Source organism: Exiguobacterium sp. MH3 (assembly GCF_000496635.1).
In the GTDB taxonomy this organism is placed as follows: Bacteria; Bacillota; Bacilli; order Exiguobacteriales; family Exiguobacteriaceae; genus Exiguobacterium_A; species Exiguobacterium_A indicum.
Window position 1 is genome coordinate 2,405,866 of the sequence record NC_022794.1, and the last position, 23,275, is coordinate 2,429,140.

At 48.6% G+C, this 23,275-nt stretch carries 24 protein-coding genes and 1 pseudogene; 4 read left to right on the forward strand and 21 right to left on the reverse strand.

Annotated features, from left to right (window positions below; translation table 11 throughout):
• Positions 1–61: 61 nt before the first annotated feature.
• The 3 genes from U719_RS12670 to U719_RS12680 are packed head-to-tail and all read right to left on the reverse strand — an operon-like array spanning position 62 to position 5,468.
• Positions 62–1,846 carry an acyl-CoA dehydrogenase family protein gene (locus U719_RS12670; RefSeq protein WP_023469171.1) on the reverse strand — a complete coding sequence of 595 codons (1,785 nt, stop codon included), beginning with the start codon at positions 1,844–1,846 and terminating at the stop codon, positions 62–64.
• Positions 1,843–3,033, reverse strand: a complete 1,191-nt coding sequence (locus U719_RS12675) for an acetyl-CoA C-acetyltransferase (protein WP_023469172.1) — start codon at positions 3,031–3,033, stop codon at positions 1,843–1,845. The genes U719_RS12670 and U719_RS12675 overlap by 4 nt, the downstream gene beginning before the upstream one ends.
• 17 nt (positions 3,034–3,050) lie before the next feature.
• Positions 3,051–5,468, reverse strand: a complete 2,418-nt coding sequence (locus tag U719_RS12680) for a 3-hydroxyacyl-CoA dehydrogenase/enoyl-CoA hydratase family protein (protein ID WP_023469173.1) — start codon at positions 5,466–5,468, stop codon at positions 3,051–3,053.
• A 183-nt stretch (positions 5,469–5,651) separates the two neighbouring features.
• On the opposite strand from U719_RS12680, the gene U719_RS12685 reads away from it, so the two are divergent.
• Both U719_RS12685 and U719_RS12690 read left to right on the forward strand, forming a co-directional pair.
• The gene (locus tag U719_RS12685) at positions 5,652–6,299 is read left to right on the forward strand and encodes a class I SAM-dependent methyltransferase (RefSeq protein ID WP_023469174.1); all 648 of its coding nucleotides are present in this window, start codon (positions 5,652–5,654) and stop codon (positions 6,297–6,299) included.
• Between the two features lie 2 nt (positions 6,300–6,301).
• Positions 6,302–6,562 carry a hypothetical protein gene (locus U719_RS12690; protein WP_023469175.1) on the forward strand — a complete coding sequence of 87 codons (261 nt, stop codon included), beginning with the start codon at positions 6,302–6,304 and terminating at the stop codon, positions 6,560–6,562.
• A gap of 418 nt (positions 6,563–6,980) precedes the next feature.
• Here the strand turns inward: U719_RS12690 and U719_RS12700 are convergent, their stop codons facing one another.
• From U719_RS12700 to U719_RS12760, 13 genes and pseudogenes are all read right to left on the reverse strand, one after another.
• Complete coding sequence (locus U719_RS12700) at positions 6,981–7,799, reverse strand: DUF2785 domain-containing protein (RefSeq protein WP_023469177.1); 819 nt, start codon at positions 7,797–7,799, stop codon at positions 6,981–6,983.
• A 59-nt stretch (positions 7,800–7,858) separates the two neighbouring features.
• Positions 7,859–8,776, reverse strand: coding sequence for a proline dehydrogenase family protein (locus U719_RS12705; RefSeq protein ID WP_023469178.1), 918 nt, complete (start codon positions 8,774–8,776; stop codon positions 7,859–7,861).
• An 84-nt stretch (positions 8,777–8,860) separates the two neighbouring features.
• Positions 8,861–9,535: a TVP38/TMEM64 family protein gene (locus U719_RS12710; RefSeq protein WP_023469179.1), complete on the reverse strand. Its 675-nt coding sequence runs from the start codon at positions 9,533–9,535 to the stop codon at positions 8,861–8,863.
• Positions 9,532–10,191 (reverse strand): hemolysin III family protein, encoded by a 660-nt coding sequence (locus U719_RS12715; RefSeq protein ID WP_041255537.1) that lies wholly within the window; start codon positions 10,189–10,191, stop codon positions 9,532–9,534. The genes U719_RS12710 and U719_RS12715 overlap by 4 nt, the downstream gene beginning before the upstream one ends.
• A 218-nt stretch (positions 10,192–10,409) precedes the next feature.
• Positions 10,410–11,025 (reverse strand): annotated as a pseudogene (gene hisIE, locus U719_RS17050) (bifunctional phosphoribosyl-AMP cyclohydrolase/phosphoribosyl-ATP diphosphatase HisIE).
• Positions 11,022–11,771 carry an imidazole glycerol phosphate synthase subunit HisF gene (gene hisF / locus U719_RS12725; protein ID WP_023469183.1) on the reverse strand — a complete coding sequence of 250 codons (750 nt, stop codon included), beginning with the start codon at positions 11,769–11,771 and terminating at the stop codon, positions 11,022–11,024. Before hisF ends, hisIE begins: the two are co-directional and overlap by 4 nt.
• Positions 11,765–12,469, reverse strand: coding sequence for a 1-(5-phosphoribosyl)-5-[(5-phosphoribosylamino)methylideneamino]imidazole-4-carboxamide isomerase (gene hisA, locus U719_RS12730; RefSeq protein ID WP_023469184.1), 705 nt, complete (start codon positions 12,467–12,469; stop codon positions 11,765–11,767). The genes hisF and hisA overlap by 7 nt, the downstream gene beginning before the upstream one ends.
• Positions 12,442–13,029: an imidazole glycerol phosphate synthase subunit HisH gene (gene hisH / locus U719_RS12735; RefSeq protein ID WP_023469185.1), complete on the reverse strand. Its 588-nt coding sequence runs from the start codon at positions 13,027–13,029 to the stop codon at positions 12,442–12,444. Before hisH ends, hisA begins: the two co-directional genes overlap by 28 nt.
• Positions 13,026–13,607 (reverse strand): imidazoleglycerol-phosphate dehydratase HisB, encoded by a 582-nt coding sequence (gene hisB / locus U719_RS12740; protein WP_023469186.1) that lies wholly within the window; start codon positions 13,605–13,607, stop codon positions 13,026–13,028. Before hisB ends, hisH begins: the two co-directional genes overlap by 4 nt.
• Positions 13,580–14,551, reverse strand: coding sequence for a histidinol-phosphate transaminase (locus tag U719_RS12745; RefSeq protein WP_023469187.1), 972 nt, complete (start codon positions 14,549–14,551; stop codon positions 13,580–13,582). The genes hisB and U719_RS12745 overlap by 28 nt, the downstream gene beginning before the upstream one ends.
• Entirely contained in the window at positions 14,551–15,768 is a 1,218-nt protein-coding gene (gene hisD, locus U719_RS12750; RefSeq protein ID WP_023469188.1) for a histidinol dehydrogenase, read from the reverse strand. The genes U719_RS12745 and hisD overlap by 1 nt, the downstream gene beginning before the upstream one ends.
• Entirely contained in the window at positions 15,765–16,376 is a 612-nt protein-coding gene (gene hisG / locus U719_RS12755) for an ATP phosphoribosyltransferase (RefSeq protein WP_023469189.1), read from the reverse strand. The genes hisD and hisG overlap by 4 nt, the downstream gene beginning before the upstream one ends.
• On the reverse strand, positions 16,377–17,198 hold the full coding sequence (locus U719_RS12760; protein WP_023469190.1) for an ATP phosphoribosyltransferase regulatory subunit: 822 nt from the start codon (positions 17,196–17,198) through the stop codon (positions 16,377–16,379).
• Positions 17,199–17,320: 122 nt separating this feature from the next.
• Here U719_RS12760 and hisJ point away from each other — a divergent pair, with 122 nt between their 5' ends.
• On the forward strand, positions 17,321–18,115 hold the full coding sequence (hisJ, locus tag U719_RS12765) for a histidinol-phosphatase HisJ (protein WP_023469191.1): 795 nt from the start codon (positions 17,321–17,323) through the stop codon (positions 18,113–18,115).
• 70 nt (positions 18,116–18,185) lie between these two features.
• Here hisJ and U719_RS12770 read toward each other — a convergent pair whose 3' ends face one another.
• The 3 genes from U719_RS12770 to hxlA all read right to left on the reverse strand — a co-directional run bounded on the left by U719_RS12770 (position 18,186) and on the right by hxlA (position 20,297).
• Entirely contained in the window at positions 18,186–18,935 is a 750-nt protein-coding gene (locus U719_RS12770; protein WP_158408703.1) for a hypothetical protein, read from the reverse strand.
• Between the two features lie 177 nt (positions 18,936–19,112).
• Positions 19,113–19,661 carry a 6-phospho-3-hexuloisomerase gene (hxlB, locus tag U719_RS12775; RefSeq protein WP_023469193.1) on the reverse strand — a complete coding sequence of 183 codons (549 nt, stop codon included), beginning with the start codon at positions 19,659–19,661 and terminating at the stop codon, positions 19,113–19,115.
• Entirely contained in the window at positions 19,662–20,297 is a 636-nt protein-coding gene (gene hxlA, locus U719_RS12780) for a 3-hexulose-6-phosphate synthase (protein WP_023469194.1), read from the reverse strand.
• 204 nt (positions 20,298–20,501) lie between these two features.
• On the opposite strand from hxlA, the gene U719_RS12785 reads away from it, so the two are divergent.
• On the forward strand, positions 20,502–20,867 hold the full coding sequence (locus U719_RS12785; RefSeq protein WP_023469195.1) for a helix-turn-helix domain-containing protein: 366 nt from the start codon (positions 20,502–20,504) through the stop codon (positions 20,865–20,867).
• A 57-nt stretch (positions 20,868–20,924) separates the two neighbouring features.
• Here the strand turns inward: U719_RS12785 and U719_RS12790 are convergent, their stop codons facing one another.
• A complete protein-coding gene (locus U719_RS12790) occupies positions 20,925–21,434 on the reverse strand; it encodes a GNAT family N-acetyltransferase (RefSeq protein WP_023469196.1) in 510 nt (169 codons plus the stop codon).
• A gap of 29 nt (positions 21,435–21,463) precedes the next feature.
• Entirely contained in the window at positions 21,464–23,269 is a 1,806-nt protein-coding gene (locus U719_RS12795; RefSeq protein WP_023469197.1) for a DUF262 domain-containing protein, read from the reverse strand.
• Between the last annotated feature and the right edge of the window lie 6 nt (positions 23,270–23,275).

Consider the following 23,275-nt stretch of genomic DNA (forward strand, 5'->3'; position numbering starts at 1 on the left):
CCAACCAAAAACTTCGCCTTTACAGAGATTTTCCCTGCAAAGGCGAAGCGGTAAACCTGACTTAGACCGTATATTTGTTTGACTCGATGAGGCGTTTTGCGATGTCGCGTTTCGTACCGATGACGTTGATCGGCTGGTAACGGCTGAATTTTTTCAGCGCTGAGAGCAACATCCGGAGCTCGTCGCCGCTTGCTGCCGCGTAGAGTGTCTCTTTCGCGTCACGCTCGACAGCTTCGAACGCTTGTTGTGCGAAGACTTCCGTGTAACGGACTTTCAGTTCGCTCTTCTCGATTCCTTTGTCGGCAATCGCTTTGTCCGTCCGGACGATTGCTGACTCGAGCGCATAGATCGCACTCATGATGTCGGCTGTATTCGCTAAAATCTCTTGCTCGCCTTGGAGTTTGTCCTGGTATTTCTGGACCGCTGTTCCGGCAGTCAACAAGAAGATCTTCTTCATCATCGCGAGTAAGTGGCGTTCGCGATCAAGTGGTGCTGTTCCGATTTCGGTCGGCATGAAGCTCATCACTTCTTGTTGTAGACGCTGTGCTTCCGCAAGCAACGGCAGCTCGCCTTTCATCGCTTTCTTCAGCAGTGTTCCTGGGACGAGGAGACGGTTGATCTCGTTCGTTCCTTCGAAGATCCGGTTAATCCGTGAATCACGGTACATGTTCTCGACTTCATATTCTGCCATGAAGCCATAACCGCCGTGGATCTGGACCGCTTCATCGATGACGTAATCAAATGTTTCCGAAGCAAAGACTTTGTTCATCGAGCATTCAATCGCGTACTCCGCGATTGCATCGGCGATTTTCTTACCGTCCTTGCTCTCTTCTTCTGACAACTGATCGAGACTGTCTTGGAACAGACCACCCGTCCGGTAGACTGAACTTTCCATCGCATACGTCTGTGCTGCCATCGTCGCGAGTTTTTCTTGAATCAATGGGAACGAGCTGATCGGTGTCTTGAACTGTTTCCGTTCATTCGAGTACTGGACTGCGAGATCAATCGCCCGTTTTGACGAACCGACAGCACCAACAGCTAATTTATAACGACCGACGTTCAAGATGTTAAAGGCGATGACGTGACCGCGTCCGATCTCACCGAGGACGTTATCGACTGGTACTTCTGCATCTTGTAAGATCAACGTCCGTGTCGATGATCCTTTGATTCCCATCTTTTGTTCCTCGACGCCTGTCGAGACGCCTGGATACGATCCTTCGACGAGGAAGGCGGTGAACTTGTCACCGTCAATTTTTGCGTAGACAACGAACAAGCTTGCAAAACCAGCGTTCGTGATCCATTGTTTTTCACCGTTCAAGATGTAGTGCGTACCAGCTTCGTTCAAGACAGCCGTCGTTTTAGCACCAAGAGCATCCGAACCAGAGCCTGGTTCCGTCAACGCGTACGAAGCAATCCACTCCCCTGAAGCGAGTTTCGGCAAGTATTTATGCTTTTGCTCTTCGTTACCGAAGAAGACGATCGGCAACGAACCGATTCCGACGTGTGCGCCGTAGCTGAGGGCGAATGAACGACCCCGTGCGAACTTTTCCGTAATGATCGAAGACGAAATCTTATCCATCTGATAGCCGCCATATGCTTCCGGAACGTCTGCACCGAGTAGACCAAGCTCGCCTGCTTCACGGAGGAGACCGACTGATAATTCGAACTCGTGTTTTTCGATTCGGTCAAGGACAGGAACGACACGATCTTCGACGAACTTCGCTGTCATGTCACCGACCATTTTGTGTTCTTCCGAGAAATCCTCTGGTGTGAAGAGACGTTCTGGTGCTAACTCATCTAATACGAAACTGCCACCTTTGATTAATTCGTTTGTCGTTTGGCTCATTGTCCTGTTCCTCCTTCAACTAATTCGAATACACCTGCTGCGCCCATTCCGCCACCGATACACATCGAGACGACACCATACTGGACATTCCGACGTTTCATTTCATGCAAGAGCGTCAATGTGAGTTTTGTTCCTGTACAACCGAGTGGGTGACCGAGGGCGATCGCTCCACCGTTGACGTTGACGATGTCTTCGTTTAATCCAAGCTCGCGGATGACACCGAGCGACTGCGATGCGAACGCTTCGTTCAACTCGATCAATCCGACGTCTTCAAGCGTGATGCCTGCGAGTTCAAGTGCTTTCGGAATCGCGACGACCGGTCCGATTCCCATCACTTCCGGACGGACACCACCGACCGCAAACGACTTGAACTTTCCGAGAATCTGTAACCCTTGGCGTTCTGCTTCTTCCCGTTCCATGACGAGGACAGCTGCCGCACCGTCTGACGTCTGCGAAGAGTTCCCTGCTGTGACGCTGCCGCCGAGGCGGAACGCTGGGCGAAGTTTCGCGAGACCTTCCGGTGACGAATCCGGGCGAACACCTTCATCGTGTTCGACGACGAATGTCTTCTCTTCGATTTTCAATTCATCATTGACGAATTGTTCCGTCACCGTTACCGGAACGATTTCGTCAGCAAACTTACCAGCCGCGATTGCTGCTGCCGCTTTTTGGTGACTCTTCAACGCAAACGCATCTTGATCTTCCCGTGAGACATTGTAGGTCGCAGCGACTTGCTCCGCTGTGTGCCCCATGCTCATGTAATATTCCGGTGCCGTGTCGACGATTGACGGATTAGGTCGGACGACGTGACCTGGCATCGGGACTTGACTCATTGATTCGAGTCCACCAGCGACGACCGCAGTTGCTTGCCCCGTCATGATTTTCATCGCTGCGTCAGCGATCGATTGTAGTCCACTTGAGCAATACCGGTTGATCGTGATCGCCGGTACCTCGTGTGATAATCCACCGAGGACCGAAGCGTAACGGGCGATGTTCATGCCTTGTTCCGCTTCCGGCAAGGCACATCCGAGAATGACGTCATCGACCGCTCCCGTGTAACCGGACCGTTTCAACGTTTCCTGGATGGCGATGCCTGCTAATTCATCCGAGCGCATCGATTTGAATGCGCCCTTTTTTGCTTTTCCGACCGGTGTTCGTGCACCGGCGACGATTACTGCTTCCTTCATCCGAATCCCCCCAGTCCTCAGTTACGAAGCGGCTTGCCTTTGACGAGCATGTGCTGCATCCGTTGTTGTGTCTTCATCTCACCGATCAGGCTCAAGAATGCTTCCCGTTCGATGTCGAGCATATATTGTTCATCGACGTGGCTACCGAAGGCGACGTTTCCGCCGGCGATGACGTGTGCGAGTTTACTTGCGATTTTCAAATCGTGTTCCGAGATATAACCGCCGTAGAACATTTCGCGTGTTGCGAGTTCAAGCGTCGCTTTCCCCGCACGACCGACGACTGGAATCTTCGCTTTCGCTGGTGCCGTGTAGCCGGTCCGGTCCAGTTCAAGGACGAGTTGTTTCGCATCATACGTCAAGTGATCCCGGTTCATCGAGATCTGATCAACAGAGCGGACATATCCGAGTTCGCGTGCTTCAAAGGCTGATTTTGAGACTTTTGCCATTGCGACGTTTTCGAACGTCTTTTGTGCTGCTTTCTCGATATTAACGAGTCCGTCTGGTGTGTTTTCTAACAGTCGACGATACGTATTGACGTTTCCGCCGCCTCCCGGAATTAGACCGACACCGACTTCGACGAGACCCATGTACGTTTCAAGCCCGGCTTGCAGACGAGCTGCCGGAAGCGAGATCTCCGTACCGCCACCAAGCGTCATTCCTTGCGGCGCAGCGACGATCGGACGTGATGCGTAACGAATCTTTTGAATCGATTGTTGGAACTTGTTGATGATCCAGTCGAGCTCGAACCAGTTCTCATCTTCCGCTTCCATCAGCATCATCGCTAGGTTTGCACCGACACAGAAGTTCTTGCCATCGTTCGCGATGACGAGACCACGGTGATTTTTCTCAACGAGATCGACCGACTGTTCGATCATCTGCATGATGTCGACACCGATTGCATTGCTCTTCGATGTGAACTCGAGCACCGCAACATCGTCGCCGATATCAAGCAAGCGCGCCCCGTTGTTCTCTAGTAAAACACCGTTTGACTTCCGTACATCACGGAGACGGATTTCCTTCGGATTGACCGTTGCTCCAACGTAGTCTTTCGTTGCAACGTCATAATGACGACCGGACGCATCATAGAAGCTCGTTTTTCCTGCTGCGAGCATCTCATCGACCCATGCCGGTACTGCGTAACCGTCTTGTTTCATCTTCGCGACCGTCTTCTCGACACCGAGTGCGTCCCATGTCTCGAACGGTCCCATCTTCCAACCGAAGCCCCATTTCATCGCTTCATCGATCGCTTTGATGTCGTCTGCGATTTCTCCAGTCAGCTGAGCCGAGTAGAGCAATGTTTTCGCATGGATCGGCCAGAGTAAGGCGCCGACACGATCTTGCGCAAAGACGACGGCTTTCAGTTTATTTTTTGCGCCTGGAAGTGCTTTGGCTTGTCCGATCGACGCTTCAGTAAGCGCTTTCTTTTCGACGTACTCGAATGTTTCGAGATCAAGTTCAAGGATCTGTTTTCCGACTTTCTTATAGAAGCCTTGACCCGTCTTCGCACCGAGTGATCCTTGTTCGACAAGGCGACGCATCTCAGCCGGGACCGCGAACGTCTCCTTCTCTTCGCCTTCTGGCAACAAGTCATAGACGTTGTTCGCAACATGGACGAACGTGTCGATGCCGACGACGTCGAGTGTCCGGAATGTTGCTGACCCTGGGCGACCAAGGAGTGGACCTGTGACCGAATCGACCTCCCCGATTGAATAGCCACCTTTTTTCATCTCATCCATCGTCACGAGGAGACCGTATGTCCCGATTCGGTTACCGATGAAGTTCGGTGTATCCTTCGCAATGACGACACCTTTCCCAAGTCGTTCCTCAGCGAATTGTTTCATGAAGTCAACGACACTCGGATCCGTGTCTGACGTTGGAATCAACTCAAGTAACTTCAGATAACGTGGTGGGTTAAAGAAGTGTGTCCCGAGGAAACGACGGTTAAATGATTCCGAACGCCCTTCACGCATCGCTTCAATCGAAATGCCTGATGTGTTCGAGCTGACGATTGCGTCTTCCCGAATGAACGGTTCGATCGTTTTAAACAATTGTTGTTTGACATCGAGTCGTTCGACAACGACTTCGACGATCCAGTCCGCTTCTTTCAGACGCTCTAAGTCGTCTTCTAAGTTTCCGACCTCGATGAAGTCAATCAATTTTTTCGACGCGAGTGGTGCTGGATTTTGTTTCAAGAGTTTTTCGCGGTTATCGCGCGCGATGCGGGAACGGACGCGCGGATCACTCAGCGTCAAGCCCTTCTTCTCTTCTTGTGCCGTAAGTTCTTTTGGTACGATATCAAGCATCAATGTCCGTATGCCAGCATTCGCAAGATGTGCCGCAATGCCTGCACCCATCACCCCTGAACCGATGATGACGGCGAATTGGATGTGTTTCGTCAACTGGATTGTGGTCGGCTGACCGATTTGACTCGCCATGATGTACCCCCTGAGTTTAAATTGAATGAACAACCATTCATTATACTGACAAAAAAAGAAGCCGAACGACTTTCGTGTGCTTCTTCTACATCTTCATCATAAATGAATAATGATTCAGTAGCAATAAAAAATCAGTCAATGGACAAATTTTCCTGTTAGACTGATAAAAAGGAGTGGATAGAAATGAGTCAAACCGAGCATGTATGGAATCAAAAAGCCGCTGACTGGGCGGATCGCGCTGACGATATGTGGACGAACGGCAGTCGGAAAACCGTTTTGCCGTTCTTACGAAAAACGATCACCGGTGGTCGTTTGCTTGATCTCGGTTGCGGTGATGGGGCAGCCTGTCGCTTACTGACACCGGACTTTCAGACAGTCGGACTCGATGTCTCAGACGAGATGATCCGAATCGCCCGTGAGAAGTCACCCGAGCAGACGTTCATCGTTGGAACGGGTGAAGCATTGCCGTTCGCCGATCATGCGTTTGACGTCGTCCTTGCCGTTAACTCACTCGAATGGTCGACACGTCCCGTAAAGGTTTTAGAAGAAATCGAACGCGTCGCCCCACTTGTCGTCATCAGTCTACTTGGTCCGACAGCTGCTCCGCGGCAACTTGCTTATCGTCGTCTGTATGGTGAGGAAGTCGCGATGGGGAATACGATGATGCCGTGGGAACTGTTGCAATTAGCAAAAGAACGGGGCTGGACGTTGCTTGATGAAGCGGTCATCCAAAAGGAAGGCGCCGTCATGACGGGGCATCGGTTACTTGATCAAGCACATGCTTTCTCGTGTTTGTTTGCTTTTCAGACGACAGCTGCGAGGGAAAGATAAGTATGTCATATAGTCGTTTTTTCACTTCAATTTTAGGTGTGATTTCCATCTTCTTTTTATTTTACGTACAAGAGCTTGGTATTTTCGAAAAGTGGCAATTCTATATTTTCTTCATGGTTGTATTCGTTGGTACACAGGCCTTAGGAGAACGGGTATTATTTCGTCGATTCGAAGAAAAACGATTCCATCCACAGACGGCTGTTTTATTAGTTGCACTATTATTTGTTGGAATTTTTATTGCGGCGAATGTTTTGTATCCTTGATATAAATCGAGTCTTACTACAACGTTGCTAACCTCACTGTCCTTTCACCCGCTTTCCTCAAGCTAGACACAAGCCAGTCTTCCTCATCCTTCGGATGACGAATCCGGGTCTTGATTGTCTCTGACAGCGCGATAAAACGTCGCGCTTTTTCTTGTAGGAGTCGGGTAAAGACATGTGAGGAGGTTGAACGTATTCAATACTAAAAGCGATCGATTCCATTGACGGAATTCGATCGCTTTTGATGTGAGTTCATTTAGGACGAACCGGGCATCTTCGACTCCTACAGGAAAAGGAAGCATGAACCATGCTTCCGTCAGGGAAGAGGAAGACCCGGCAAATCACATGAAATGTGAGATGCCGCGGCTTACTTCCCGCCTGAGGAAAGCGAAGATGATAGGGACGTCCGGTATACTATGCTTTATCCTCCGTGCGTTCGCTGATGTACCTGTCGCAACCACTCTTCAATTAAGACAAGATCCGATTGTTCTTCCCATTTCAGTCGGAAATAGAGTGTCTGTAGCATCTGTTTAACGTTACGATACGTCGTCCACTCCGCATCTCCCCATGTCACGTCACTCTCAAGCCACTCCTTAATATTACGTTCGATTCGTTGTAATAGGACGTCTTCCGACAGTCCATGACGACAAGCTTGCAACCACGCCGTCACCATCCGGTCCGCTTCTTCATCGACATAGAGATAATCGGATCGGATCAACTGACGAATCATCGCATCAATCGCTCCGAGCTCCTCCTGCGGACGACTCGCTGGGTCCGTAAACCAAACCGCATAAACATCCGCGATATGTGCCATGCTGTGTGCCCACCCCATTCCGTCAATGAATCCACGGACATCCTTTTCTTGCTCCAAATAGGTTTGTAAGTAAGTGGACAGCCGATCCAACTGACTTTGCGTCAATAAGTGTCGGGTTTTGTCCATCACTAACAATTCAGCGAGTGCTAATGCTGAAAATGATCGCGTCAGAACAGCTGTTGTGTCCGCTGTTCCCATTCTATACATCAATCCATGCCCGCTTAAAATAAAATCGAAAATTCGATTGGTGTCTTCTATCGTAAAGGATTCTGATGCGATGTAGGTCGCTAACTGCGGATAGATCAATCCATCCCGTAACTCAGAATCCGTCGAACCGATATGTAGAAGTAACTCATCGAGTAATGCAGGCGTTACACTCGCGTCTTGTTGTAGCAGTTCCTTTAATTCTTGTTCTGTGCATGCCATTCTGTCCTCTCCTCTCTGAATCAAAAAAAGACGATGCAACGTTGCATCGCCTTCTCTTCTTATCCTTTGACCATTCCTTTGAGAACGAAGGCAACGTTTGCCGGTCGTTCTGCTAAGCGGCGCATGAAGTAACCGTACCAGTCACGTCCATAAGGAACGTAGACACGGACTTTATAGCCTTGTTTGACGAGTTCGAGTTGACGCTCGACCCGGATACCAAATAACATCTGGAATTCGAACTGGTCTTTTTCGATCCCATTTTCTTTAGCGTGACGGATGACTTGCTCGATCATCGCATCGTCATGTGTTGCGACGGCAGCATAGTTTCCGAGTGATAATTGTAACTTCACGAGCTTGATGTAGTTATGGTCGACGTCTTCCTTCTCTGGGAACGCAACCGTTGCCGGTTCTTTGTATGCCCCTTTGACGATCCGGAGATTCGTCTCGAAGCGTCCGACACGTTTGATATCATCTTCCGACCGGTAGAGGTACGACTGGATGACCGTCCCGATGTTATCGAAAGATTGGCGCAATTCTTCAAACAATTGAATCGTCTTTTCACAACGTGGCTCATCTTCCATATCAATCGTGACGAAGACACCGAGTTCTTTCGCCCGTGTTAAGATCCGTTCCATGTTCGAGCGAATCAAGTCGTCCGAGATATCGAGTCCGAGTGATGTCAGTTTCAACGAAAGTTGCGAGTCTAATTTTTCTTCCGCAATCATCTCAACCGCACGAATACATTCTTGTGTCATCATCTCTGCTTCCGCTACCGTCGAGATGAACTCCCCTAAATGGTCCATCGTGACGCATAACCCTTTTGCGTTCAATTCCTGGATCGCCCGTTTTGATGCTTCCAATGAATCCCCTGCCACGAAGCGACTTGCTCCGAATTTAAGCCCGTATCGCTTGGCGAGACCGTTCAATGTCTTGTTTTGCGATAAGAAGATAAAACCATCCCGTAGTACTTTTTCCATCACTCATGATTCCCCCTAAATAAATGCTAGGCTGTTTTACCGTATCGGTTCACATCTCTGCACTCATATTATGCCATAAAGCGCTTACATACGCTCTTTATTTCGTTTATTTTTGAGAATCCGTTGAGCAACAAGTCCTACGGCAAAGAATAGGACATATAGTCCGATCGCAACGAAAAATTGCCAGGAGAACGGATCGCGCAGGCTTGAGCCGATATTGTTGTAAACGAACGCACCGGGAATGATCCCGAGATAGTTGGCGATAGCGAACTGTTTAAAGCGGATTTTTGATAATCCGGACGCGTAGCTGATCGCGTCAAACGGAAACAGTGGAATCAATCGAACGACAAGCACAACGAGAAAGCCGTTCGTTGCAATCCGTTCGTCGAGTACGTTCAGCTTCCCTTTGCCAATCAATTTCTCAACTCCACGGCGACCGAGCAACCGGGCGATCCAAAAGCTAAGTAATCCACCCGTACCAGCACCAATAACATCAAGTAGTGTCCCGAGCCATGGACCGTACGTGTAACCGCCAAAAATGGTCAACAGACTTGCTGGGAAAAAGACGAGTGGTCGAATCGTGTAAGCGAGTACGTAAAGCAACATCCCGGTCAGACCTTGATCCCGTACCCAATCCGATAATGCTTGAATGTCGAATTGCTCCAGCATTCCCGACATCCGGAAGTACAGGAGCAATCCAAGTCCAAACATAAAATACAGCGTGAGCGGGAGCCAGTCCCGGAGCCGTAATTTCTTCATGACATCGTCGCCGGAGCAACGTAATAGAAAATCGAGAGGAAGATCAGGACACTGCCCGCAAGGACGAACAGATGCCAAATCGCGTGGTTATACGGCAAGCGTGCCCAGACGTAGAAGATGACGCCGAGAGAGTACGCGAGTCCACCACCGAGGAGCAATAAGAATCCTTGTAACCCGAGTGCTTCATAGATCGGCTTGATCGCAAACAGACAACACCAGCCGAGGATCAGATAAGACGCATTCGAGATCCAGACATATTTACCGGTCGAATAAAGCTTCCAGATGATACCGAGCGTCCCGACACCCCAGACAATCCCGAGCAATGTCCAACCGAGCGGACCACGGAGTGTGATCAAGGCGAATGGTGTATAACTACCAGCAATCAAGAGATAGATGCCAGCATGATCTAAAATTTGTAGAACCTTGTTTGCTTTCGTATGCATCAGCGAATGCATCAAGGTCGAGAACAGATAAAGGAGAATCATCGTTGCCCCGAAGATACTGACAGCGGTGACGTTCCAAGCGCTGCCGGATTTCGTCGCCTGCAGGATCAACATCACGAGCGCGACGATACTGAAAATGACACCCAATCCGTGTGTAATGGCACTGGCGACTTCCTCTTTCAAGGAGTCACCTTTCGCGAGTAGCTCTTCGATCGTTTCTTTCGATTGTTGCTTGATCGTTTGCTTAAGTTCTTTTTTGGTAACCAACCGAACACCTACTTTCTAATGACACAAGACTAACACTTTGATTATACGCTCTGAAGCGACAGCGTGCCTATCGAAAGATTCTGTCGATTTGATGACAACCGTCATCTGTTTGTCTTTTCCCGCTTATACAAAAATCCACACCGCCTAGGCGATGTGGATGTCGTTTACCATTGTTCAATATCCGGGCGATCCTTGAACGTCGATTTTGTACCGTGACGTTCGTTAAGGACGGCTTCGACTTCTTTGAATGAGACACCGCGCTCAGCGAGCAAGACCGTTAAGTGATACAACAAGTCTGCTGTCTCTTCTGCTAACGTATCGTTACCAGCGAGAACGACTTCAAATGCCTCTTCGCCGAACTTCTTCGCGATCTTCTCATATCCAGAAGCAATCAAATAGTTCGTATAGGATTCTGCTTCTTTCGCGTCAATCTTCGCTTTGACGGTCTGTTCCAGTTCGTATAACATCGGGCACCTCCACTTCCGTATAGAAACAACTGCGATTTCCGGTATGGCATGTCGGACCATTCGCTTTGACCGTGATCAAAAGACTATCCTGATCACAGTCGATCCACATCCGTTTGAGCTCAAGCGTATTCCCGCTCGTCTCCCCTTTCGTCCAAAGACGATTCTTCGTCCGCGAGAAAAAGGTGACAAGACCGGTCGTAAGCGTCTTATCATAGGCGGCTTGGTCCATGAAGCCGACCATCAAGACATCGTTCGTCTGCTCGTCGACGACGACGGCAGCGACGAGTCCTTTTGAAAAATTCAATGTCGTCATCGGACTTCGACTCCCCGTTCTTTGAGGTAGGCTTTCGTTTCCGGCATCGTGTATGTTGCTTCATGGAAGATCGAAGCAGCTAAGGCTGCGTCAGCTCCTGCTTCCAATCCTTCCGCTAAGTGATCAAGTGTTCCGACTCCACCGGAAGCAATAATCGGCACGTTGACGACTTCACGCAGACGACGGATCAAGGCGAGATCATAGCCGTCTTTTGTGCCGTCAGCGTCCATTGACGTAACGAGTAATTCGCCGGCACCAAGCGCGACAGCTTCCTGTGCCCACTCGATCGCGTCACGTCCGACGGGTTGTGTTCCACCGTGTGAGAAGACACCCCACGAGTCGCCCGTCTGCTTCGCATCGATTGCGACGACCGTCGCTTGGACACCGAACAGGCGGCTGACTTCTTGAATCAGTTGTGGATTTTGAAGCGCTGATGAGTTGAGTGAAACTTTGTCAGCCCCGGCACGAATCAAGCGTTTCGCGTCTTCGATCGTCTTGATTCCGCCACCGACCGTAAACGGCATATAAATGACTTCCGCGACGCGTTCGACGATATCAAGCATCGTCTCGCGACCTTCTTGCGTTGCTGAGATATCGAGCAGGACGAGTTCGTCCGCCCCTTGCTCGTAATAGTATTTCGCGACGGCGACCGGGTCACCAAGATCACGTAAGTTTTGGAATTTGACCCCTTTGACGACACGTCCTTCCTTGACGTCAAGACAGGGAATGATCCGCTTCATCAACATACGCGTAACACCTCTTTTAAGGCGAGTGATCCGTCGAGTAACGCCCGACCGACGACCGCTCCGTCCATCCCGATTTCTTTGAGGCGCGCGACGTCATCGATTGTCGTCACACCACCGGAAGCAATCAATTCGACCCCTTCCCGTTTTAAACGATCGAGTCCATCAACGTCCGGTCCCATCATCATTCCGTCACGCGAAATGTCTGTATAAAGGAACGTCTTGATGCCTTTACCGATCAGGTGCGTCATCGCTTCTTCGAGCGTCCAACCGCTCGCTTCGAGCCAGCCGCGTGTTTGAACGATACCTTCTTTTGCATCTAACGCAACAGCCAGTTTATCACCAGCGAGAGCAATCATCTGCTCGAGTAATGCTTCGTCTTCTAGGGCGACCGTGCCGACGAGAATCCGGTCGATCCCGGCACCGACGTATGCTTCGACGGTTTCGATGTTACGGACACCACCACCAGCTTCGACGAACAAACCGGTCTCCTTTTTGATGTCGGCGATCAAGCTCAAGTGCAACGGTTCGCCGGCTTTCGCGCCATCAAGATCGATCAAGTGGATCGCTGTCGCACCATCTTCCTTGAAGCGCTTCGCAATCGTCAACGCATCACCGAAGAATGTCTGTTGGTCAAAATCTCCTTGCTTCAGGCGTACGGCCTGTCCGCTCATTAAATCGATTGCTGGGTAGAGTTGCATGTCGTCTCTCTCCATTCCTTCAGTAGTTTCAGTCCGACTTCGCCACTCTTCTCTGGGTGGAACTGCATCCCAGTGACTTGTCCTTTTTGAACGATTGCCGGAACAAGACGTCCGTATTCAACCGCGTCGACGATCCATTCTGGGTCACAAACAGCGCCGTACGAGTGGACGAAATAGACCGCTTCGCCGTGGTTCGTCAGTTGGTGCCAACCCATGTGTGGTAAGCGGACGTCATTCGGTAATTTTTCGATCGTTCCCGGTAAAATCCCGAGACCTTCCGTCAGTCCATCTTCGTCACTCGATTCAAAGAGCAGTTGCATCCCAAGACAAATCCCGAGGAACGGTTTCTTTTCGGCTTGTTCTTTTAAGAAGTCGACGAGTCCCGTTTCCTTCAGGCGCTCCATTGCCGGTGCATAGGCACCGACACCCGGTAAGACGAGTGCTTCTGCTTGGTCAAGCAACTCCGTGTCACTCGTGACGATGACTGCTTCGCCGAGCTCCTTTAACGCCCGCTCGACATTCGCGATATTCCCGACGCCATAATCGACGATTGCTATCATTGATCAATCAACCCTTTCGTAGACGGTACGCCTTCGCTCGTCACGGCAACTGCCTGACGGACGGCCCGACCGAGTGCTTTGAACAACCCTTCGATCATGTGGTGTGTGTTTGAACCATATAAGACTTCGGCATGAATCGTCATCCGAGCACTCCGTGATAAGCCTTGGAAGAACTCTTCTGCGAGTTCCGTATCAAAGTCACCGAGCTTCGGATTCTTGAAACTAGCACGGAAGACGGTGAACGGACGACCGCTGAAATCAAGGACGACCGACGCGAGGGTCTCGTCCATCGGTACACGCGATTCGCCGTAGCGTTCGATCCCGGCTTTATCACCGAGCGCTTCCGTCAATGCTGCCCCGAGAACGATCGCTGTATCTTCGACCGTGTGGTGGGCATCGATCCACGTATCACCTTTTGCAGTTACCTTCAGACCGATCCGGGCCTGGAAGGCGAATAACGTCAACATATGATCAAAGAATCCGACACCCGTCTTGATCTCAACCGGACCTCCTGCGAGATCGATCTCGACCTTGATGTCTGATTCTGCACTTACTCGTTCGCTTGCGCCACGCCGCATCGTAATTCCTCCTCTACACACGTTTCTAATACTTGCATCGCTTCTGGTGATCCACAACTGACACGGAATGCCTGGTCAAATAAACGAATCCGTAATCCGGCGTCAGCACAACGCTGCGTAAAGCGTTCGGCTTCTGGATACTCGACGTAGACGAAGTTCGCTGCACTCGGATATGTCTTGCCGATTGGCGCGAGAATCCGTTCGATCGCTTCGCGGCTCGCATACGTTTCTTCTAAGACCCGATCGAGTTCCGGTTCTGCCATGATGGCGATACCGACAGCTGCTGATAGACCAGAGACGTTGTACGGTGATTTAATCTGTTCGATTTCTTCAATGATTTGTTCGCTCGCGATGACAAAACCAAGTCGAAGCGATGCGAGTCCGAACGCTTTCGAGAGCGTCCGTAAGATGATTGCTTTCGGATATTCTTCGAGTAAGTGAAGCATCGACTGTTCGAGCGCGAAGTCGATATAGGCCTCATCGATGACGACGTATTTGCCACTGTCGAGCAAGCGCCGGATGTCCGCTTCCTTGCGGAGGACACCGGACGGATTGTGCGGGTGACTCAAGAAGATGATCTCACCAGGAGCTGCGATCAATCCCTCGACGTCAAGCGCCATTTCGTCGAGTAACGGCACGCGTTCGAACGGTGCCCGTGCCCGGTCAGCGTAAAACTGATACATAACGAAATCCGGTTCTGAGGCGATGACCGGCATCCCGGGTCCGCCGTAGCGGGCACATAAGTAGCCGATCAACTCATCCGAGCCGTTTCCGGCGACGAGTTGCGTCGGACGGACACCAGCGTACGTTGCATACGATGCCTTGACTTGATCGATGATTTCGACAGGATATTCATTTAAAGGGAACGTTGCGATCAATTCCTGGATCGCTTCGATCCCAACTGGACTGTGGGTCGTGAATCGTTCGTTTTGGTGTAATCGCATTAGTCTTCCCTCACTTCGATGGCTTGTGCGTGTGCTTCGAGTCCTTCGACCCGGGCAACGGTTTTCGCTGCGTTCGCGAGACGTTGTACGCCTGCGCGAGTGGCTTCGAGCATCGTCTGGTGACGCAAGAACGTCCGCGCTGATAATCCAGACGCAAAACGGGCTGTCCCGGATGTCGGTAAGACGTGGTTTGTTCCAGCGACGTAATCGCCAAGCGTTTCCGGTGTCTCGTGACCGAGGAAGATCATCCCGGCGTGACGGATCGATTTGACGACCTCTTGCGGATTGGCAACGGCAAGTTCCAAGTGTTCCGCTGCGAGGCGATTCGCTTCTTCGATTGCTGTTTCGAGTGGAGCGACGAAGACGCCACCGTTTTCCATCGCACGACGGGCAATCTCTTGACGCGGCAATTGCTGTAAGCGCCGTTCGATCTCCGTATCCACCGCTTGTTTCATCTCTTCCGTTGGCACGAAGGCGATCGCGACAGCGTCACGGTCGTGTTCGGCTTGCGCAAGTAAGTCGGCTGCGATCCGGTCCGGATGCGCCGTTTCGTCTGAGATGACGACGACTTCCGATGGACCGGCGACGGAGTCGATACCAACGATTCCGTAGACTTGGCGTTTTGCTTCAGCGACGAAGCGGTTCCCAGGTCCGACGATCAAATCGACGGCTTGGATGCTTTCTGTTCCGAATGTCAGCGCGGCAACAGCTTGCGCTCCACCAATCGTATAGATTTCTGTCACACCAGCGATCCGTGCTGCAACGAGGACCTCATCACTTAAGTTCGTCATCGGTGTCACCATGACGACGCGTTCGACACCAGCAACTTTTGCTGGAATGGCGTTCATCAAGACGGTCGACGGATAACTGGCTGCACCACCTGGTACATAGATCCCGACCGAATCAACGGGAACGAACCGTTGACGTCGTGTCACGTCTGCTTCGACGAGTTCGATGTCAGACGGAAGTTCTTGTTCATGCCATTCGACGAGTCGTGTCGCCATCAACTTCAACGAGTCGATCAAGTTGGCATCTGCCTGTTCGAAGGCTTGCGTGATCCGTGTTTCACTGAGACGGAAATCTTCGAGATCGACCTGATCGAATTGGTTCGTGTAATCGCGGACAGCAGCGTCACCGTCTGTTGCGACGCGTTCAAGAATCGCGCGGACCGCGAGCTCCGTGTCGCGATCGATGCTGAAAGGTTTTGTCGGTGTCATGATCGTGTCACTCCTTCTGTCAATTGCTCGAGCAAGCGGATGACTTCAACCCGCTTCCGTTTTAACGTCCATTCGCTCGTAAAGAATCGAGCGCTGATATCGATGATTTTTTCGTATTCGTTTAGTCCGTTTGCCCGTAACGTCTCACCTGTCTCGACGATATCGACGATTGCGTCAGCAAGTCCGAGTAACGGTGCCAACTCGACCGAACCGTTCAACGGTACGATATCAACGTCGACACCGAGTTCGCTGAAGTAGCGTTTCGCGATGACCGGATATTTCGTCGCAATCCGGACGCGGCGTCCACCTTCGAATTGCAAGGGCTCCTTCGCACAGACCGACATTCGGCAGACGCCGAACGGTAATTCCGCCAGTTCCGATAGCTCTTGATCCGATTCGAGTAAGATGTCACTGCCGGTGATCGCGACATCAAGAACACCTTGAGCGACGTACGGAATCAAATCCGATCCTTTCATGAAGACGAATTCGTGCTCGCCCCGTTTGACGATCAGTTCGCGTTCAATGGCTCCCCATGTCTCGACGCCAGCTTCTTTTAGATAACGTTCTGTCGCTTTCGACAGCCGTCCTTTCGTAATTCCGATTCGCATTTAGAGCACCTCCGCCAACCGTTCGACCGAGAATCCGATGCCGAACGCCTGTTGTTCTTGTCCGAATTGTTCATAAAGCCGGTCGTAGCGTCCACCGACGAGGACGGGTTCCGTCACACCTTCGATGAAACCGTGGATCGTGATCCCGTCGTAGTACGTCTGTAAACCCATTTGACCGAAGTCGAGATCGGCATTGACGGCTTCCGCGAGATCAAGCACGGCATTGAGTCGTGACTCGTCGACGTACGGTAGGATCGTCTCCGCCCCTTCACGTCCGAATAATAAAGGAAGTTTTGCAAGTAAGGCATCATCGAGTTGACCCGCGATTCGCTTCAGTTCAATGACGTTACGTAAACGGAGCATCTGTGTCACTTGGTCGCGTAAGTGGTGATCACCGACGCGCGTCTCGATCAAATGCTCGATTAAACCGGCATCACCGATCGAGAGTGTGACTTCTTTTCCCGTCAGTTCCTCGACGAGTCGGACCGCAAGTTGAATTGCTTCGACTTCTGCGATTTGTCCTCGTTCCTCAAATCCAACCTGGAACTTCTCTTCCGGTTGAAAGACCGACCCACTGTAGAAGACACGTTTATATTGTTCGCGACCCCGTTCGCTGAGTGCACGCGCGACACTAGTCGTAAAATCCATCCGAATCTGTTCCCGTCCACCGATTTCCTCAATTAAGGGGGTGATTAATCGGGTATAGTTAGATTGTTCGAGTCCATCTTCGAGCTGACGAATGACCTGCTGGAGCCGCGTTGCCGAGGCACCGACATAGTCTGTCGCTCCATCCTTGAGTCGAATCGTAGAAAATGATTGCATACTCCCACTCCTTTATCTTATTATCACTGTACCACGCTAAATTATTTAACGATAAGATACCGCGTTTCGGGCACATTGTCAATCGCTTTGCTTGCCAATTCTAAAAAATCGGAGGGTTACTCATGCAATTATTGAAATGGGACGGTCACGTCCACAGTCCATATTGTCCACACGGTACGAAGGATCCACTCGAAGCCTACATCGAGCGCGCCTTAGAGCAAGGCTTAGAACGGATCAGCTTCACGGAACATGCCCCTTTACCTGAAGGTGTGACGGATCCTGCGCCAGATAACGATTCCGGAATGTCGTTCGCGACAGCCGATGCCTACCTGAAAGAATTGACACAACTCCGCGAGACATACAAGAATCAAATCGACATCCGGATCGGGATGGAGTTCGACTACTGGGAAGGGCATGTCGACGGTACGCGTGACATCATCGCCCGCTATGCTGACGTCTTGACCGACGGGATTCTCTCACTGCATTACTTATACATTGATGATCAGTATTATGGCGTCGACTTCAGCAAGGAAAGCTTTGGTGAGATCGTCACGAAACTCGGAAGCGTCACGGCGGTCCATGAACGCTATTATGAAGGCATCCAAGCCCTCGTCATGACGGACCTCGGTGCACACCAGCCGAAGCGACTCGGTCACTTGACGTTACCGACGAAGTTCATCCAAGCCTATCCGCTCGAGTCGAACCCAACGAACCTCGACGACACGTTACGGAAGATCCGTCAGGCGAACTTCACACTCGACGTCAACACGGCAGGACTCCGAAAGCCGTTATGTGGTCTTTCCTATCCTTACCCGGAACTCTTGCAAGTCACGCAGTCGTTATCGATTCCGCTCGTCTATGGATCAGATGCCCATCTCGCAAAAGATGTCGGTGCTGATTTTGATTTCAAATGGTAAGAACGGAAATAGATAAAAGATTGCGCGCTTCACTTACTCTGACGGGAGTTGTGTGAAGCGCGCGATTTTTTTATTCTGTTCCCCCATACGGAAACGATCCTGACGTGACGGATGGCAGTGATGCCGCAAGTATTTTAAGGCGATCAACTGATACGTTACCGGCTAACAGAACCGTCTGTTCGCTGTCCTGATAAGACAAGCTAGCTTCCCGCTTCGTCTCATGGACGTAAGCTTCTATTCCATTCGCCAATGTCACGACCTCCGACGGTTTGCTGTCCATCGGTTGCTGCGGGAGCTTCGAAACCGTAAGGATTGATTCTTTTCCAGCAAACGTCCATGTGATTGGCGCGTCTTCCGCATCACTCCAACTCATTTCGTTCGTTGTGAATGTCGAAAATGCGAGCTTCAAGCCACGTGATTCTGAGCGTTCCGTTGTAACAGGTCCTGTCGCAGGAAGAACACCAGTCAATATCCAGCGATCAGACTGTTCATAAAACAAAACGATGTAATGATGTGGTCCTTCCGGAGACTGCAGCGTGACAATCGCTTTTTGACCAAGAATCGCTTCCGACAAGATATCATCATTAGTCGGTACGGCGGTTTGTCCGTTTTTATAGGTCAGCTGTATTTGCTCGACGCTCGCTTTGCCTGGTGTATCTGCATCGACGGAGGGCTCTTTAATTAAAATTTCTTCGACTTCATTTTGTCCTTTAGTTGGTTTCACGGATGCAACTTCTGCAGATGGTTTTACAGCATGTTCTTTCGTCTCCATTGTACACCCCGATAAGACGCAACTACTGATCAATACAATAGTTGTCATCGACTTCGTAAAACGCATTTTTCCTCCCCCTTACCATACCTTTACTTCTTTTAGTATGGCAGGTCGATACATGCTAGTATCCGAATAAATTCTCACAAACAGGAAATGTTTTATTAAAAATCAAGTCAAAAAAGACCGGTAAACGTATCGCATACGTCTACCGGTCTTCTGGTTTATCTATTCTAAGTTGGCGTGTTTCCCGTACATCGTTTGTGAATCGAGCTGCTTGTCTTCCATTATCTGCAGAATCAAGGCATCATAGAACAACAACATCGTCTGTTCGAACAACGAGCCCATTGGTTGAACCGTCTCATCCGCTGATGCCGCTTGTTCTTTCGGAACCCCGGGCAGTTGGACGACTAAGTCGGCTAATCGTGCTAACGTCGACGTCGGATTGATCGTGACGACGGCAACCGTTCCACCGAGTTGCTGTGCTTTCTCGACGATTGGAACCAATGTTTTCGTCTCACCCGATCCGGAACCGACGATCAACAAGTCACCGTCGCGCAAGTTCGCTGTGACCGTCTCGCCGACGACATAAGCGTCGAGTCCCATGTGCATTAGTCGCATGACGAATGCTTTTCCCATCAAGCCGGAGCGACCAGCTCCTGCGAGAAAGATCCGATTCGCTTGAAGAACAGCGTCTGCCAGTTTTTTCGTCTCCGTCACATCGATTGCTTCAACTGTCGAAGTCAGTTCATCGATAATCGTTTGAATGTGTGTCATTTACGCCTCTTGCAGCATCCGGTGCATCGTTGACGCTGTCTCTTGTTTATCATCTTGTCCCGTGATGCCACCACCGACGATGATCAGATCAGGACGTGCCGCGATGACTTCCGGTAACGTCTCCATCTTGATACCACCCGCAACAGCTGTTTTTGCATTTGTCACAACTGACTTGATTGTCGCGAGATCCTCGAACGAGTTTTGACCGACCGCTTGGAGATCGTAACCTGTGTGGACACAGATGTAGTCGACGCCTAATGCATCAAGTTCTTTCGCACGTGTTGCGATATCTTTAACAGCAATCATATCAACGAGAATCTGTTTGCCTGATTTTTTTGCTTCTTCGACTGCCCCTTTGATTGACATGTCTTCCGCTGCCCCAAGGATCGTCACGATGTCAGCACCGTGTGCGACAGCTTGACTGACTTCGTAACCGGCAGCATCCATGATTTTCAAGTCAGCGAGGACCGTTAAGTTCGGGAACGCGGCTTTCATTTCTTTGACGGCGCGGAGCCCTTCGTTGATGACGACCGGTGTGCCGATTTCAACGATATCTAAATTGTCTTCCCCGATTTCTTTGACTAAAGCAATCGCACCTGCTGTATCGACTAAATCAATTGCGAGTTGTAATTTCATTTTGTATCTCTCCCATTCTTCTCTGTATTGTCGTACCTGACACTTCCTTCAGACGTTCAGGAAGGAGCAGGACTAAATATAATCCGCAGGAGCATTCTTGAGAAGTACGCACTTTTAATTTACATAGTGCGGTTTTTCATACATAGTGCAGAAAAGTATACTGTCGATGGGAAGAAAGACTATACTGGAGCAGGAGGTGGATTGATGCCACATTTTGAAGACCGTCAGTTTAACTGTGAGAAGGAATTGACCCTCTCGATCATCGGGGGCAAATGGAAGATGCTCATTCTTTGGCACTTAGGCAAGGAAGGAACGAAACGCTTCGGGGAACTGAAAAGTCTGATGCCTGGGATCACGCAACGGATGCTCGTCAATCAACTGCGCGAACTCGAGGACCACCATATCATTCACCGGGAAGTCTACCCGGTCGTACCACCGAAGGTCGAATATTCGTTGACGCCACACGGTTATAGCTTAATGCCGATTTTAGATGCGATGTACGACTGGGGTAAGGATTATGCGAAAAATGTTCTGGAGATCGACTTCGAACAACAAAAGATATCACCATAAAAAAAGATGCTCATGGTCTCGTCTCTTTTCAGAGATAAGTCCACGGAGCATCTTTTTTTAGGATTCTTCGGTCGTATAGATTTTCGACATCGCCAGTTCATCAACGTATTCCCCATCGATGAAGAGCGACGCAATCCGTGTCCCTTCGATGTTAAAGCCAAACTTATGATAGAGCTCGATTGCCCGCAAGTTATCCTTGCGAACCGTCAACTCGAGTCGGATGAGCCCTGCTTCAATGGCAAACGCATCGACTGCCTCAAGTAGACCCGCACCAAGACCACGACCCGTATAGGCGTCAAGCAAGCCGATGACAAGATTCGCCCGGTGACGAATCCGACTCGGCTCACCACCAACGACGAGCACATAACCGACGAGTTGCTCGTCGACATCCACGACGAAGATGTCCGAGTTCGCAGCCTGACCGAACTTCTCGATGAACGCCTCCGCCTGTTCCGTTGACAGGACGCGTTCTTCCGGCTCATACAACATATATTTCGTTTCCCGATCAATGCGTCGCATTAAGTCCGATAAGGCTTTTCCATCCATCAACGTGGCTCTTCGTATCATAGGTGTCAGCTCCGTTCTAAATAAAAATTTTACTTGGTTGCAGAATCTAATATACCCCAAAATTCTTCAGCTAGAATCGTGGCTCTCTTTTCAATATCTGTTTTTTCGAACGAGCTTGTTTCTGTGCAGAACACTCTTACACAATCGTATTTACTTTTAGAATAAATTTTCTTTTTCTCTGAAAAATTTAAAGTACGCTTTTTCTTTTTCTTTTGCTCATCAATTTCTTTATTTAACATTTGCTCAAGAACTAATAAATTTCCAATATTATTAACATCACCATCGGATTCATCAATAATATGCTCAATAGAGTAATCCATATCGTTATATTTTCTTTTATTCTTTATATCCGATAAACGTTTAATAGCATAAGATGCAGGAAAAGCATCTATTCCTGTTCTAGCTGTTTTTTTAGAAAATTCCAAGTTTTTAAATGCACTAATTAATTCCTCTTTAGGAATAAGCTTAATCAAATCTTTTCTCATATCAGAACAAGCTTTACGTACATCCATTTTATTATTTGCTTTTGATAGTTTTTTCACAAAATTGTTATAAGGATTTGTAGTTTTATTAGATCTTAAATTCAAACTAGTACCAAATGCTGAAAAATGAAAATCACAAATAAATCGTAAAAACTCCGATTTTTCTGATTGCCTTAATTTAAAAGTTTTCTTCTCATTTTTTAAATAAAAAGCTAATAGACTTGGTCTTATTTGAACTGCTTTAAACTTGTTAATAGATAATAAGCACTCAAGTTCTTCCTTATGTTCCATTCTTGTAAATTCATTTCTATCTGGAGAAATTATTTTTTTATAAATTTTCAATCCTTTTTCTAATTCCTCTACAAATTGAATTAACTCTGAGTCTTTTTTTTTAGCGAATTTAGCATTAAATTTTTTGTATAAATTTTTTCCATTTGCTTTATCTAATGGATACACTGCTTTCCAATAATGTAAAAAGAATTCATTAAATGTTGTATCTAAGTTCGCTAATTCTTTTTTTAACAAACTCCATGTATCCTCAATTTCATCTACGCCAGCTTCAGTCAATCCTATCCTTCCAAAAATAGTATTTTTAATTAAATCTACTTGAGAGAGAGGTTTTCCTTTAGAGTTGATGTTTTCAAAAATTTTGTTAGCTTGATCTTTCTCATTTACAAATACATCTATTATTTCCGAAGTTAAAATTTGATCTCTTAGTGCTTTGAGAGCAAAAACATAAAATTGGTCCTTAATTTTCACATTATGTATTTTATTCAATTTTGTTAAAAGAGCGTCCTTTTTTAAGTTTGCTAAAAAGTTTTCAAAAGTACTAAATAATAATTCTTCTTCTTCAGTAGAAGGCTCCACCTTATCATTTTTTGTATTATAATCCTGAATAGTTTGTGTAAAATAGGGATAACTAGTAGCAGTTTTTAATTTTCTTTGAGGTTCTCCATCAATTCTTTTTATCAGATATTCTGTTTGTATAGTATTAGCATATTCTTTTGCAGATTTGCCTTCTTCTTTGGTAGGATTTTCCTGTTCGTATTCGTATAAAGAATTTCTTATGGCTGCCAAAAGAATTGTTGCAGTAGTCAATCTTTGTTGACCATCAATCACTTCTACTTTAGAATCTTCTTTATTACCTAAAAATAGCATATTACCCAAAAAATATTTTTGATTGCTAAAAGTTTCATTTTCTTCGTTAAATTTAATTTGAGTTAACATATCTTCTAAAAATTCATTGTAGTTACTAGTATCCCAAGAAAATTCTCTTTGAAATCTAGGAATCTTGTATACTCTTGTAGCTGTTAAAAGCCCTCTCAAATTATCGCTCATTGCTTCAAAATTCATATTTAC